General features: G+C 68.7%; 12 protein-coding genes and 3 pseudogenes. 6 read left to right on the top strand and 9 right to left on the bottom strand.

What is annotated here, in order from left to right; all coding sequences use genetic code 11:
• Nucleotides 1-334: 334 nt before the first annotated feature.
• Nucleotides 335-487, top strand: a pseudogene (locus D3A59_RS03845) (IS110 family transposase); the annotation flags it as partial.
• Nucleotides 488-494: 7 nt separating this feature from the next.
• Here the strand turns inward: D3A59_RS03845 and D3A59_RS26205 are convergent.
• Nucleotides 495-1,635: pseudogene (locus D3A59_RS26205) on the bottom strand (ISAs1 family transposase).
• 282 nt (nt 1,636-1,917) lie between these two features.
• Here D3A59_RS26205 and D3A59_RS03830 point away from each other — a divergent pair.
• The 4 genes from D3A59_RS03830 to D3A59_RS03815 all read left to right on the top strand — a co-directional run bounded on the left by D3A59_RS03830 (nt 1,918) and on the right by D3A59_RS03815 (nt 4,862).
• A complete protein-coding gene (locus tag D3A59_RS03830; RefSeq protein WP_336470402.1) occupies nt 1,918-2,319 on the top strand; it encodes a Mu transposase C-terminal domain-containing protein in 402 nt (133 codons plus the stop codon).
• 5 nt (nt 2,320-2,324) lie between these two features.
• The gene (locus tag D3A59_RS03825; protein WP_119153597.1) at nt 2,325-3,197 is read left to right on the top strand and encodes a TniB family NTP-binding protein; all 873 of its coding nucleotides are present in this window, start codon (nt 2,325-2,327) and stop codon (nt 3,195-3,197) included.
• 1 nt (nt 3,198) lies between these two features.
• Nucleotides 3,199-3,735 (top strand): TniQ family protein, encoded by a 537-nt coding sequence (locus D3A59_RS03820; protein ID WP_336470401.1) that lies wholly within the window; start codon nt 3,199-3,201, stop codon nt 3,733-3,735.
• Nucleotides 3,736-4,043: 308 nt separating this feature from the next.
• The gene (locus D3A59_RS03815; protein ID WP_119153595.1) at nt 4,044-4,862 is read left to right on the top strand and encodes a class I SAM-dependent methyltransferase; all 819 of its coding nucleotides are present in this window, start codon (nt 4,044-4,046) and stop codon (nt 4,860-4,862) included.
• Nucleotides 4,863-4,979: 117 nt separating this feature from the next.
• On the opposite strand, the pseudogene D3A59_RS03810 reads toward D3A59_RS03815, so the two are convergent.
• From D3A59_RS03810 to D3A59_RS03775, 8 genes and pseudogenes are all read right to left on the bottom strand, one after another.
• A pseudogene (locus D3A59_RS03810) lies at nt 4,980-5,225 on the bottom strand (IS6 family transposase); the annotation flags it as partial.
• A gap of 88 nt (nt 5,226-5,313) precedes the next feature.
• A complete protein-coding gene (locus D3A59_RS03805; protein ID WP_119153594.1) occupies nt 5,314-6,354 on the bottom strand; it encodes a porin in 1,041 nt (346 codons plus the stop codon).
• Between the two features lie 208 nt (nt 6,355-6,562).
• Entirely contained in the window at nt 6,563-7,288 is a 726-nt protein-coding gene (locus D3A59_RS03800; RefSeq protein ID WP_119153593.1) for an ABC transporter ATP-binding protein, read from the bottom strand.
• Between the two features lie 22 nt (nt 7,289-7,310).
• On the bottom strand, nt 7,311-8,189 hold the full coding sequence (locus D3A59_RS03795) for an ABC transporter ATP-binding protein (RefSeq protein ID WP_205665103.1): 879 nt from the start codon (nt 8,187-8,189) through the stop codon (nt 7,311-7,313).
• Nucleotides 8,190-8,239: 50 nt separating this feature from the next.
• Nucleotides 8,240-9,139, bottom strand: a complete 900-nt coding sequence (locus D3A59_RS03790) for an ABC transporter permease (RefSeq protein WP_119153591.1) — start codon at nt 9,137-9,139, stop codon at nt 8,240-8,242.
• A gap of 9 nt (nt 9,140-9,148) precedes the next feature.
• Entirely contained in the window at nt 9,149-10,219 is a 1,071-nt protein-coding gene (locus tag D3A59_RS03785; protein ID WP_119153590.1) for an ABC transporter permease, read from the bottom strand.
• Nucleotides 10,220-10,243: 24 nt separating this feature from the next.
• Nucleotides 10,244-11,857 (bottom strand): ABC transporter substrate-binding protein, encoded by a 1,614-nt coding sequence (locus tag D3A59_RS03780; protein WP_119153589.1) that lies wholly within the window; start codon nt 11,855-11,857, stop codon nt 10,244-10,246.
• 72 nt (nt 11,858-11,929) lie between these two features.
• Complete coding sequence (locus D3A59_RS03775; RefSeq protein WP_119153588.1) at nt 11,930-13,084, bottom strand: mandelate racemase family protein; 1,155 nt, start codon at nt 13,082-13,084, stop codon at nt 11,930-11,932.
• 226 nt (nt 13,085-13,310) lie between these two features.
• On the opposite strand from D3A59_RS03775, the gene D3A59_RS03770 reads away from it, so the two are divergent.
• Complete coding sequence (locus D3A59_RS03770) at nt 13,311-14,102, top strand: FadR/GntR family transcriptional regulator (protein WP_119153587.1); 792 nt, start codon at nt 13,311-13,313, stop codon at nt 14,100-14,102.
• The last annotated feature ends 53 nt before the right edge of the window (nt 14,103-14,155 follow it).

The following is a 14,155-nucleotide window of genomic DNA, read 5'->3' as shown; positions in this document are numbered from 1 at the left end:
AATGAACTCGCCATCGCGATCAAGTGCGCCGTCTACAACGTCAAGCGCCTGGCGTGGTTGAGGCAGAACGTGCCGGCCTTCTGAATCGCTGGCCGGCTTGCCGAGACCAGCAAAGCGCTCGCATCACCGGCCTGCCGCTCTTCACCGTCTCGCAGTTGCCGCCTCGCTCGCCCCTGCGTGCTTCGCTCTTGCGTCAGCCGACGCACTGCTCAACCCCCGTCGCGCTCGGAAACCGGTTTATCGAATACGAAGGGACTTCCCCGGTCCTTTGTCGGTGTCGAAGCACCAAGATTGAGATGTGGGTCGTCAATCTGAAGCGGAAAGGAGAAGCCCCATGAGCGAGATTACACGAGGCGAAATCGCGCGGGTAGGTGTGGATCTGGCCAAGCGCGTGATTCAGGTTCATGCCGTCGATGCTGCCGGTCGGGTGCTGGCAGCCAAGGCTCTGGCGCGCGACAAGTTCATGGACTGGTGCGCTCAGCTGCCAGGGCTGTTCACTGCTCCAAGACCCCGACGTATCGAAGGACGCGATCTAGGTTGAGGGAGTTGCGGTAGGTGGCCTGGGAGATGTTGCGCTCGCCGTTGAAGCACATGAGGTTCAGGCCGAGGTGGCGCAGGCCAGCGAAGACGTCGGGGTTGCGGCGGATGCGGCTGGCGTCCTCGGCCAGCGTCACATCGAGCACATGATGCAGCCGGTTCTCGATGGCCCAGTGCTCGCGCACCAGGCGCGCGAACTCACAGGCCGCGACCTCGGCGGTGCCGAGTGTGCTGAGGTAGTACGCGGGCGTTTCGCGCCGCGCCACGAAGCGGCGGCGGGCGGTGTCGAAGACCTCGGTGGTGCGGCGCACCTCCACGAGGCTGAGGAAGTGGTCGTGCCAGGGCTCGGGGCCGCTGCCCGCGGCCAGCGCCCAGACCCGCACCTCACGGCGCTCGATGCGGTTGCGCCGGCCGATGTCGTGGCTGTGGGCGTGGTCAGCGGGCGAGCGCTGCTGCGCCTGCGCGCGCATGGCGCGCAGCAGCCGGGGCTGGTTGGCCTTGAGCTGCACCAGCAACTGCGCCCCGCTGGTCAGGACCTTCTCCAGTGTTTTTTTGGAGATGGAGTGCGTCGAGCGTGTAGACGACGCCCGCAAGACCGAGTTGCTCGATGAGCCGCTGCGCGGCGGCGATCTCGCAGTCCTTATCCGCATCCTCGATGAGCACATGGCCGAGCACCACGCGCTCGTTGACAGCCAGCGCGCTGAGCACCTGTGCGGCTTGCCGGTCCTCGAGCCGGTCGAGGCTGCCACGCAGCGTCTTGCCGTCGATCGCTACCAGCGAGCGGGCCGAGGCCGGGGTGGATTGCTGCACCTGCTCGGTCGCAAGGCTGCGCATGGCGCCTTCGAGCTGCGCCGCATCGAGCCCCTGCAGGATCTTGCGCACCGCGGTGTAGGCCGGCGCGCGCTTCCAGCGGCTGCCGAACACCTCGTTGAGCCGCGGCCAGTGCGTGTCGATGAAGATGTGGATCTTGCGGTACGAGCTTGCCCCCGAGACCACCGCCAGCACGCAGTACAGCAGCACATGCTCCAAGTCGTAGCGCTTGCCCTGCGCGCGCCTGGGGTCGCTCACCTGCCCCAGGCATTGCCTCAATGTGCTCATCTCGTCCTCGCTGCTTGACCCGTTGTCCGAGCTTCGCAGCAAGGCGTGACCCCGCCGAATCCTTCAGCCCCCACTACCCTGGACAGCAGTGAACAGCCCTGGGGCCTCATGGGTGCGACGCCGGGGAGCACATGGCAGGTCCTTGAAAAGCACAAGCCTCCGAGGCTGCTGCCCCAGAGCCCCGATGAGGCGCTGCAGTTTCTGGTTCGCTTTATGCCGATGGCCCGTCGCACGGTACAGGCCGACGGTCTGACGATCTTCAACATCCGGTACTAGCACCCGATATTCGCCGAGTGGCACGCGATGCGCCGCCAGGTCACCGTGCGTTACCACCCCGAGGATCTCTCGCGCATCTTCGTCTCGGTGAGCGGCAAGCAGTACATCGAGGCCCGCTACGCCGATCTGCGCCGACCGCCCGTGACGTTGTGGGAGCAGCGGGCTGCGTGCCGGATCCTGAGAGCCTCCGGGCGCGGGCCCGTCTCGGAGGCGCTGATCTTCAAGGCCATCGAGCAGCAGCGCCGGATCGTCGCTTCGGCACGAGCCAGGACGCAGCGCAGCCGGCGACAGTCGCCTGCCAAGCAGGCGAGTGCATCCGGGCCGTGGACACCGCCGCCGGCGCCCAATCCTGCTTCAGAAGTCGATTACAGCTGTCCTGTGGATCCTTTCCCGGTGGAAGTCTGGTGAGTTCCATGAGACAGCCCGTGCTGACTCATCTTCATGCCGCAACGCGGGCCGAGGCACTCCTCGATGACGAGATCCGCATTCGATTGCTGCAGCGCGACCGCTGGATCGATCACTCCAGAGCCACCCAGGCGCTGCAGCAACTCGACTGGCTGCTCGCGATGCCGGAACGCCAGAGGATGCCCTGCATGGTCCTGCACGGCGACTCCAACATCGGCAAGACGCTCATCATCACGAAGTTCCTGCGCGGACACCCGACGACGTTCGATGAGCGGCGCGGCGTGGAGAGAAGATCAATCGTGGCGATGCAGATGCCGGCCACGCCGGATCAGCATCGCTTCTACTCGGCACTGCTCTTCGAACTCGGCGCTCCGCACAGTACCGCTGCCAGCTTGTCGGTGCTGGAGCGGCTGGCGCGGGACCTGCTGCGGCGCCTCGCGCCTCGCATGCTGATCGTCGACGAAGTGCACCATCTGCTCGCGGGCAGCTATCGCGAGCAGCGTGCCGCGCTGAACCTGCTGAAGTACCTGGCCAACGACTTGAGGATCAGCATCGTGGTGGTCGGCACTGCGGATGCGCCGCTGGCGCTGCAGATGGATGTGCAGATGCACAGCCGGTTCACGCCCTTCGAGATTCCCCGCTGGCGCGAGAGCGAGGAGTTCCGGCGGCTGCTGGGAGCCTTCGAGCGGGTGCTGCCGCTGCGCAAGCCCTCGGAGCTGACGCAACGACCCGTCGTGCAGTTCATGCTGGCGGCGAGCGCCGGGCTCACAGGGGAGGTGTCGCGGCTGTTGAACGAGGCCGCCGAGCTCGCCATCCGGGACGCCTCGGAGCGGATCACGCTTGCGCATCTCGAGCAGGTGGCCCGCGTCGTCAAGGGCTGAGGTGCGGCCCTGGCCCGTGGCGCCCAGACCGTTCCCGGAGGAACCCCTCGGGGGCTGGCTGGGCCGGGTTGCAGCCCGATACCGGATGAGCATCGAGCAGCTCGCATTGCAAGGCGGGCTCGATGCAGTGATCTTGGCGAGCGATGTCGGATGGCTGCTGATGCCGCCACAGCGCATGGACGTGCTGGTCCGGCTCGCAGCTCTTGCGCGTCTCGATGTGAGGCAGCTGGAGCCGCTGCAGACGCCGAGCGAGTGGGTCTTCGACCGTTCGGGCCTGCTGTACTGCCCGCGCTGCCTGTTCCTGAACCCGATCGATGTCTCGGTGCCGCGGTGGCTGCGGCAGTGGCTCGACCCCTGGGCCGCATGCTGCAAGGAACACAAGGCGGCTCTTCACTATGTTGGCAGGCCGGCATTGCAGCGCTGCCACAACTTCGACGATGTGCTGCGGGTCATCGGCCGGCTCGAAGACGAGCAACGGTGGCGTGAGAGGGCGGCACGTCACAAGGCGAACGGGCCTCAATGGTTGCGGGAGCCGTGAGGCCGAGGGTGTGGTACTCACACCTGCGCTAGCAGGAATAGTGAAGCGGCTAGCACGATCTCTGGACGCCATTCGCAGCATCTCTGGAACTCAACAGTTGGTGTCGGGCGTGGTGCAGGCCGGGTCAACGAGCTGCATCCCACGGCCGCGGGCTTCAGGAAGATCGCCGAAATGTACTGGTGCCCTGTGCTGCAGCAGCTGGGCTGTCTTGAAGCGGGGCCGCTCAGAGGGCTTCGCGAACCGGGCGTAACACCCATCAGAGGCGAAGCGGCCTAGGATGGGACGTGACCTTCAGGAGGTGCGCCGCCATGGACACGCATGATGCCGACAAGCGGTTTTCCGGCTCCATTCCCGAGATCTACGACAGGTACCTGGTGCCTCTGATCTTCGAGTCCTACGCCCAGGACCTAGCCCGTCGGGTGGCGAACCGAAGTCCCCGGCGCGTGCTCGAAACCGCTGCAGGCACGGGCGTGGTGACGCGCATGCTGGCACGGACGCTGCCCGAGAGCACCGCCATCGTTGCGACCGATCTGAACCAGGCGATGCTGAACCACGGCGCCTTGGTGGGAACGTCCCGCCCGGTCGAATGGCGCCAGGCCGATGCGCAGCAACTTCCCTTCGAGGACGGGAGCTTCAATGTGGTGGTCTGCCAATACGGCGTGATGTTCTATCCCGACAAGGCCCGGGCCCATGCGGAAGCCCGGCGCGTGCTCGCCCCGGGAGGCGTCCTGATCTTCAACACATGGGACCGCCTGGCGGAAAACGAGTTCGCCGAGACTGTCCACACCACGGTGGCCCGCGTCTTCCCCGCCGACCCACCCCGCTTTCTGGAGCGAACGCCCTACGGCTACTTCGATCCGGCATCGATCGAGCGCGACCTTGTTGCCGGCGGCATCACGGCCACCCCCGAGATCACCCTGCTTGCAGCGCGCAGCCGGGCCGGGTCGGCCCGCATCCCCGCCATGGCCTACTGCCAGGGAGCGCCGCTGCGCAACGAGATCGAGGCGCGCGACCCTGCGAAACTGGGAGAAACTACCGATGCTTGCGCGGAGGCCATCGCCCGGCGCTTCGGGAGCGGGCCGGTGGACGGCAAGATCCAGGCGCTCATCGTCACGGTCGAGCGCTGAGGGCCCGGGGGGCAGCGCTCACGGCCCCGCCCGGACCCTTGCGGCGGTTCGGGAGGCGCCGCCCTGCTTCTCTGGCGCTGCGCCAGAAAAGTGATTCCTCATGACCTATCGAGAGGCCTCATCCATGCGCCAGCTCTTGCCCACCGGTCCCTTGCGCCGGCGAAACGCCGCAGCGAGCACCGGCAGGATCTTCAACGCCCAACGGTGGACCGTGGCGTGCTCTACCAGGACGCCGCGCTCGTGCATCATCTCCTCGATGTGGCGTAGGCTCAGCGGGTAAGCTGCGTACCAGCGAACGCAGGTAAGCATCACCTCCAGCGGGTAGTGCAGCCGCTTGACCACCTTGCGCAGCGCCTCGATCATCACCTTCGTCCGGTCATCAGTCTGGCCTCAGACTACCAGCGCTGGCTTATCGCGACAGAACCCTTCAGGATGGCGCCTCCGCGTCCGCTCAGAAGGCGTGGCGCAGCGCTACTTCGAAGCCCTGTCCCGAGAAGCGGGTGCGGGCTGCGCCGGCAGCAGTCTGGGTCTCGACCCGCTCGGTGATCGCCGACAGGTTCAGCGAGGTCCTCTTGCTCAGCAGGTACTGGTAGCCGATGCCGAGACGCTCGCCGTCGCGGTCTCCGGCAAAGGTGCTGCCGTTGGCGCGGTCGTCGTCCTGGACGCGGTATGAGACACGGACCTCTCCCGGGCCTGCCGGTATCCGGACGCCAACCGTGTAGACCGAGCGCTCGCCCACCTCGCCGCCGGCTGCCGGACCCAGGTCGACGGTGCGCGCGGCTGTGAACAGCGGCCGCGCGAACCCGAAGTCGTAGCTGCCGGCGAGCGAGGCGGTGCGCATCGAGTCCCGGGCATTGGCGACTGTGGCGTCCTGCTCGACCTGGTAGGACGTGGCCAGAAGTACGCGGCCCTGCGCGTAATCGAGATGGAAGCCGGCTGCGTCCCGGCGCGTCGCGCTCTCGCCCAGCGAGGCGGCCAGTCCGAAGCTGAAGCCGGCCAGGTTGGGCGTGGTGTAGTAGACCGAGTTGTCCCACTTCGCGGCCGCGCGCGCGATGCGGCCCCCCATCGAGCCCAGCGAGTCGCCGCCAAAGGCCTCGAAGCGGCCGTTGACGCCCAGGTTGTCGATCGGTGAGCTCTGGCGACCAAGCTGTACCTTGCCCAGCGTCCGGCTCGCCAGGCCCACCCAGGCCTTGTCCTTCCAAAATGCGTTGGGGTCGTCGACCGCGCCCGTGTCCGCCTTGAAGCGGTGCTCCAGCTGAAAGTAGGCGGAGCGGCCGCCCCCGAGGTCCTCCTCGCCCCGGAAACCGATACGGGCGGTTGAACTGTTGGCGATGGTCGTCTGCCGGTCCTCGGAGGCGGCCAGATCGACCGGTGCATACCGCACACCTAGGTCAATGCGGCCGTAGACCGTCACATTGGACTGCTGGGCGCCCGCCGTGCTGGCGCAGACGGTGCCTGCAGCGAGGACCAGGGCGAGTCTTGTCTTTTTCATGGGGTATCTCCTTCTGTTGATGGCACCGGTCTTCTGGTTTTTGGGACGAGCGCGCCCCTCGCGCTCGTGACGGCGATATCAAAGAACCGCCGTCGGCATACCGGCGATGTAGGGGGCGAAACGGACTGGCGTGCGCAGGACGCCGGGATGAGCCACCGCGCGCCGCAGGGCACGGGCGGCGACGGAGGGTCAGCCCGTCACGGCGGGCTCACTCGGCGTGGGCCGCCAGCAGTTGACGGGTGTAGTCGGCGCGGACCGAGCCCGCGCGCAGCGTCGGGGTGTCCAGGGTCTCGACGATGCGGCCCTGCTGCATCACGGCGAGCCGCTCGCACAGGTGCGCGACCACGCCGAGGTCGTGGCTGACCATCAGGTAGGTGAGGCCGCGACGTTCGCGCAGCTCGGCCAGCAGGTTGAGGATTTCGGCCTGCACCGACACGTCGAGCGCGGAAGTCGGCTCGTCCAGCAGCAGCACGCGCGGCTCCAGGATCAGCGCTCGGGCGATGGCGACCCGCTGGCGCTGGCCGCCCGAGAGCTGGTGCGGGTGGCGGTCCCGGAAGGCGGGGCCCAGGCCCACCTGGACGAGCACGCGGTCGATGCGCGCGTCCACCTGGTCCATGCGGTGGATGCGCAGCGGCTCGGCCAGCGCAGCAGCCACGGTGTGGCGCGGGTGCAGGCTGCCGTACGGGTCCTGGAACACCATCTGCATCAGTCGGCAGCGCTCGGGCGTGAGCCGGTGGCTCAGCGGCTGGCCGTCCACGCGGATCTCGCCCTGCCAGTGGCCGTACTGCCCGGCCAGGCAGCGCAGCACGGTGGTCTTGCCGGAGCCGGACTCGCCCACCAGCCCGAAGGACTGGCCGGGCGCGACCTGCAGGTCTACGCCGTGCAGCACGGCAACGCCGCCGAAGTTCAGGCTCAAGTTGCGGATGTCAATCATGGGGAGCACTCCTTGGCGGGTTTCAGGCGGAGACCGGGCCGTGCAGCCAGGACGGGTCGCGCTGCAGCACGGGCAGCACCGCGCGCGGGTGGCGCAGGCTGGGCAGGGCGCCGAGCAGCCCCTGCGTGTAGGGGTGGACGGCCTGATCGAGCTGCGCGGCCGGCAGGCTCTCGACCACGCGGCCGCCGTACATCACCAGCACGCGGTCGCAGAAGCGGCGCACCAGGTGCAGGTCGTGCGAGATGAAGAGCAGGCCCAGGCCCCGCTCGCGCACCTGCTCCTCCAGGATGTTGAGCACCTGCTGGCGCACCGAGACATCCAGCGCCGAGGTGGGCTCGTCGGCAATCACGAGTTCGGGCTCGGTGATCAGCATCATCGCGATCATGATGCGCTGGCCCATGCCGCCGGAGATCTCGTGCGGGTAGAGCCGCGCCACGCGTTGCGGTTCGCGGATGTGCACCGCCTCCAGCATCGCGAGCATGCGCTCGCGCGCCTGCGCAGCCGGCATGCGGCGGTGCGCGCGGCAGGCCTCGACGATCTGCTCGCCCACGCGCATCACCGGGTTCAGCGAGTACTTCGGATCCTGCATGATCATCGAGATGCGGCAGCCGCGCAGACCTTGCAGCGCGGCCTCGGAGGCGCCGCGCAGGTCCTGGCCGTCGAAGCTCAGGGTCTCGGCGCTGACCTGCGCGCTGCGCGGCAGCAGGCCCAGCAGCGCGCGGCCGACAGTGGACTTGCCGGAGCCGGACTCGCCGACGATGGCCAGCTTCTCGCGGCCGAGCGTGAAGGACACGCCGCGCACGGCGTGCACGATGCGCTCTTGCTGGACGAAGCGCACGTTCAGGTCCTCGACCTGCAGCAGCGGGTGGCCCGGGGTGCCGGGCTGGGCGGGGGCGGTCATGACGGAGGCGTCCTGGGAGGAAGGGATGGAGGAGGTCATCGCGGGGCTCCTCATTCGCCGCGCGGGTCGAGCAGGTCGTAGAGGCCGTCGCCGAGCAGGTTGAAGGCGAGGCTCACGAGCAGGATGGCGCCGCCGGGCGCAGCCACCGTCCACCATGCCTCCATCATCGTGCGCCGGCCCTCGGAGATCATCGCGCCCCACTCGGGCGTCGGCGCCTGCGCGCCCAGCCCCAGGAAGCCCAGGCCCGCAGCGGTCAGGATGATGCTTGCCATGTTCATCGTCAGGCGCACCACCACCGAGGGCAGGCACAGCGGCGTCACATGGCGCCACAGCACGCGTGCGGCTGATGCGCCCTGCAATTGCACCGCGACGATGAAGTCGGCGCGGCGCAACGTGAGAGTCTCTGCGCGAGCCAGCCGCGCCACCGGCGGCCAGGCGGTCAGCGCGATCGCGATCACCGCGTGATCCAGCCCCGGGCCGAGCGCGGCGACGAAGGCGAGCGCCAGCACGAGGCTCGGGAAGGACAGGAAGATGTCGGTGACGCGCATGATGGCGCTATCGACCCAGCCGCCGAAGTAGCCCGACACCACGCCGACCGCCAGCCCGATCGGGCCGACGATGACGGTGACGAGCGCGACGATGTAGAGCGTGACGCGCGAGCCATGCATGACGCGGCTATAGAGGTCGCGGCCGAACTCGTCGGTGCCGAACCAGTGCTCGGCGCTCGGCGCCTGCAGCGCGCGATCCAGGTTCTGCGCCAGCGGGTCATGAGTGGCGAGCCAGGGGGCGAGGGCGGCCACCGCGACCAGCGCCAGCAGCACGAGCACGCCGCCGAAGGTGAGCGGGTTGCGCAGCAGCCGGCGCAGGGCGCGCGCAGCCTCGGCCCTGCGCGCGGCGCTGGGGGCGGGGGAGGACCTCACCGGTCCGGAAGGTGCGAGGGATGCGGACATGTCGGGATCTCAGTGCCGTTGGACGCGGGTGCGCGGATCGAAGACTTGGTAGAGCAGGTCGGACAGCAGGTTCAGGCCGATGAAGAGCAGGCCGACCAGCAGCACCGAGCCCATCACGGCGTTCATGTCGCCGAGCATTAGGCTGCTGGTGAGGTACTGGCCGAAGCCCGGCCAGGCGAACACCGTCTCGACCAGCACCGCGCCCTCGAGCAGCCCGCCGTAGGTCAGCGCGACGATCGTCAGCAACTGCACCCGGCAGTTGCGGAAGGCGTGGCGCCAGAGCACGGCGCGTTCACTCAGGCCCTTGACGCGCGCGGTCAGGATGTATTCCTGAGTCAGCTGCGCCAGCATGAAGCTGCGGGTCATGCGGGCGATGTAGGCCATCGCATTCAGCGCAAGGATCGCCGCCGGCAGCGCGATGTGGCGCACCGCGCTGCCGAGCACCTCCCATTCGCCAGCGAGCGTTGCGTCCACCAGCAGGAAGCCGGTGCGAGAGGCGACGAGGCCGTCATAGGCGAGGTCCACCCGGCCGCTGCCGCCTGACCAGCCTAGCCAGGCATAGAAGACGAGCAGACCCATCATCGAGAGCCAGAAGACCGGCGTGGAGTGCCCGGCCAGGCTGACCAGGCGCACCACGTGGTCGGCAGGCCGGCCACGGCGCGCGGCGGCCAGCACGCCCAGCGGCACGCCCAGCGCCGTGCCGAGCACGAGCGCGAGCGTGGCGAGCTCCACCGTGGCGGGGAAGACCCGGGCGATGTCCTCGGTCACCGGGTTGCCGCTCAGCAGCGCGCGGCCCAGGTCACCCTGCGCCAGGTCGCCCAGGTAGCATGCGAACTGCACCGGGATCGGCTGGTCCAGCCCGAGCTGGGCGTGCACCTGCTCGTAGGTGGAGCGGTCGGCGTCGGGGCCGACGATGGACAGCACCGGGTCCACCGGCATCACGCGGCCGATGGCGAAGGTCAGCGCAAGCAGTCCGAGCAGCGTGGCGAGCACGCTGCCCAGGCGACGCAGCAGCGGCAGGCCGGGCAGGGGCAGCGCTCGGCGCGGCGGCGCCGCGGAGGAGGCGGGAGAGGCGGACATCGCGGTCTTCCTTCGATTCGGGGCTCAGCGCTGCTTGCTCACGCCGTGCAGCCGGGTGGTGGCCGAGGGGTGGCCGACGTAGCCTTTCACGTCGCTGCGCAGCAGCACGGTCTCGACCATCTGGGAGATCGGCTGGATCGCGGCCACCTCCTGCTCGTACAGGCGCTGGGCGTCCTGGTACATCTTCAGCTGCCGGGCCTCGTTCTTCTCCAGCAGCGCGCCGTCGATCAGCTCGTTGAGCGCAGTGCTCTGGAAGCCGGTGCGCCAGCCCTGGAAGTTGGTCAGCTTGGCCGCATCGCTGTTGTCGGGGTTGTAGGCCAGCGAGCGAAGGCTGGAGTGCGGGTGCGGCTCCATGCCGCCGCCGCCGCGGCCGACGATGATCTCGAACTTGCGGTCGCGCATCGCGCCGTAGACCAGGTTGCCGGTGCCGGTGACGATGCTGGCCTCGATGCCGGCCTGGGCCAGCGTAGCCTGCAGGTTGGTGGCGATGTGGGTGAAGGGCGGCTCGCCGACCGCCCGGATCGTGGTCTTGAAGCCCTGCGGATAGCCCGCCTCGGCCAGCAGCTTCCTCGCCTGCGCGACGTCGAGCCTGTAGCCCGGGCCCGGCAGCGTCGCCGCCAGCCCGATCGGCACCGGGCGCTGGTGCAGCACCCCGTAGTGCGGCATCACCGTCCTGTTCAGGCCCTCGTAGTCGATCAGGTGGCGCAGCGCCAGGCGCACGCGCCGGTCGGCGAAGCGCGGGTCCTTCGTGCTCGCGGCCACGTAGTAGAGCGTGCCGCGCTGCACGGCCTGTACCTGCACCTTCGGATTGGACTTCAGCGCCTCGATGTCCGGCGGCGCCATGCCGGTGGCGACGTCGAGGTCGCCGCGGTCGAGCATCAGCCGCATGCTCTGCGACTCGGTCATGTGCCGCCACACGATGCGCCGCATCTTCGCCGGGCCCCTCCAGTGCTCGTCGAAGCGGCTGGCGAGCAGCACCTCCTTGGCGCGCCACTCGTCGAGCTTGAAGGGGCCGGAGCCGGCGGCGTGGTTGATCAGCCAGGCCGCGCCGAGGTCGCCAGCCTTCTCGTTGGCGAGCACGGTCTTGCGGTCGAGCACCACCGCGCTGACCGAGGTGGCCAGCGTGTAGAGCACCATGCGCGGGTCGGTGGGCTCGGCGAACTCGATCACCAGCGTCTGCGGGTCCTCGGCGCGGATCAGCTTCTCGACGTTGTCGCGCGTGTAGCCGTAGCTCTTCCAAGTGGTGGCCAGCGCCAGGTTGAGCTTGAGCACGCGCTGCAGCGACCAGGCCGCGTCCTCTGCGGTCACCGGCTGGCCGCTGTGGAACTTCGCGCCCTGCCGCAGCGTGAAGCGCAGGCTCCTGCCGTCGGGCGCGATCTGCCAACGCTCGGCCAGCCCGGGCTGCACCTGCTGCGGGTTCTGCGGGTCGAGCACGACCAGCGCGTCGTAGATGTTGGCCGCGATCTCGGCCACGTCCAGTCCGGTGGCGTTGGCCGGGTCGAGCGACAGCAGGTTGTTCATGCTGAAGCCGATGACGAGCTGGTCAGGCGGCGTGGCGGCACGGGCGGGGGCGGCGGCCAGCAGCGAGGCGCAGGCGGCCAGGGCCAGCAGGCGACGGCGGGGCAGGGCGATCTTCATGGTGGTGGACTTGTCTCCGGAGTTGTGGGGGAGCGCGGGGAGGCGCGCGCAGGGCGCCTCCCGGGGGCCGGCTCAGTACTGGCGCAACGTGTGCGCCTCGATGTGCTCGAAATTGATGTCCTCGCCCAGGCCCGGCGCCTGGGCGAGGTGCACGTAGCCGTGCTCGTCCATCGGGTCGGCGAGGCGGTTCAGGTAGGCCGGCACTTCGTCGTAATCGAGGAAGGGATGCAGCAGGCCGCGCTCGTACCAGCGGCAGTTACGCACCACGGCGCACACCGCGAGGTTGGCCGCGCCGTTGCCGTGCACCTCGCAGTTCATGCCGAAGGCCTCGGCCAGGTGAGCGACCTTCAGCGTCGGCGTGATCCCGCCCACGCCCGGCACGCCGGCGCGCAGGATGTCGCTGGCGCCGGCCTTGACCCAGTCAGCGCGGCTGTAGTGCTTGCCCGACAGGCTCTCGGGGCCGAGCACCGGGATGTCGAGCTGCTCGCTGAGCCAGACGTAGGACGCCATGCTCTGCTCGTTCATCATCTCCTCGAACCAGGTGAACTCCAGGCGCTCCAGCGCGCGGCCGATCCTGAGCGCATCAGTGCGGCTGTAGTTGTGGTAGCCGTCAAGCATCAGCGCGATGCTCGGGCCCACCGCCTCGCGGACCGCGGCGCAGGCGCGGATGTCCATGTCCACGTCGGGTGCGAACTTCACCGGCGGCATCCAAGTGTGCAGCTTGATAGCCTTGTAGCCGCGCGCCACCAGCTTGAGCGCGAAGTCGGCGTACTCCTCGGGCGTGGAGAGGCCGCCGGGAAGTTCGTCGCCGCACATCGTGCTGCCGTAGGCCGGCACCTTGTCGCGCCAGGCGCCGATCAGCTTGTAGACCGGCAGGCCGAGCGCACGGCCCGCGAGGTCCCACAGCGCCTGGTCCACCGCCGCCAGCGCCCGGTCGGTGAGCTGCCCGGCGCTGCCGCGCTGCCAGTGCTCGAGCTCGGCCCAGAGCTTTTCCCGGTCGAAGGGATCGCGACCGAGCAGCACCTTGCGCACGAAGGCGTCGAGCACATGCGGGCGGATCACCTCGCAGGGCGCGAAGGCGTGGCCGCTGTGCCCCTCGTCGGTGGTGATCGTCAGCAGTGCCATGCGCGCCTGCGTCAGCGGGCCGGGATGGCTATGGCCGGCGCTGTCGGTGCTGCGGCGGCTGGGATAGGTGAACTCCGTGCCGCGCACGGTCTCGATCTTCATGGCGAGAATTTCCTCTTCGGTCTGGAGTCATGCGATGACTCGTCCTGTTGGGTCGTACGATGAGTTTGCCTTTTGGGGTGGATTTAAGCGAAGTCATCTGACGATTGGCGCACTTTAGCGAGGTCGTATGGCTTCACCTATGCGGGAATGCCCGAAAATAGGTTTCTATAGAGCCAAAGATGCGCTAAAGTCATCGTATGACATTGGGGCAAAGAGGTGCGACGAGATGAATTCCAAGCGCGTGCTGCGGCCAGAGGATCTGGAGCCCCCCCGGGGGCTGGCGCATCGGCTGGTGGAGGCGCTGACCCGGGAGATCCAGGATCAGCAGCTGCGCCCCGGCGAGCGGCTGCCCACCGAGCCCGAGCTGATGGCCCGCTTCGGCGTCAGCCGCACCGTGGTGCGCGAGGCGATGTCACGGCTGCAGGCGGCCGGGCTGGTCGTGACCCGCCACGGAGCGGGGACCTTCGTGCGACCGCAGGAGCCTGGCGGGCGCCTGATCGGCGCGAGGGAGGGGGCGGGCGAGCAGACCTTCGCTGACAAGCTGGAGATGCTCGAGCTGCGCATGAGCGTTGAGTCCGCGGCGGCGGCACTTGCGGCGCAGCGCCGCACGCCGCAGCAGCTCGAGGAGCTGCGGGCACGGCTGGATGCCTTCGCGACGGCCGTGGCGGTCGGCGCCTCCACGGTGGCGGAGGACGCCCGCTTCCACCTGCAGATTGCCGTCGCCACCGGCAACCGCTATTTCGAGGAGGTGCTGCGCAACCTGGGCAGCGCGACCATCCCGCGCGATGCCGCCGGCCTGGGCATGTCTGCGACCGAGCTGGCGCAGCGTGCCTCCACCAGGGGCAGTCATCCAGCCTCGCCGGCGCTTGCCCCGTACAAGACCGTGGCGTTGATGGAGCACGAGGCCATCTACGACGCCATCCGCCGCAGTGACGCGCAGGCAGCGCGCGCCGCGATGTTCATGCACCTGAGCAATAGCTTGCAACGCCTGCGAGCCTTGGCCGGACTGGAGGCCTAAAAGGCGTCTCAAGGTGGCTTTGCCCCTGAGAACCAGATCCCTTGCTGAGTGAG

It is taken from the genome of Caldimonas tepidiphila, assembly GCF_003569765.1.
Lineage (GTDB): Bacteria > Pseudomonadota > Gammaproteobacteria > Burkholderiales > Burkholderiaceae_C > Caldimonas > Caldimonas tepidiphila.
Note: the sequence above shows the minus strand (reverse complement) of the source record. Positions and strands in the feature narration are given on the sequence as shown.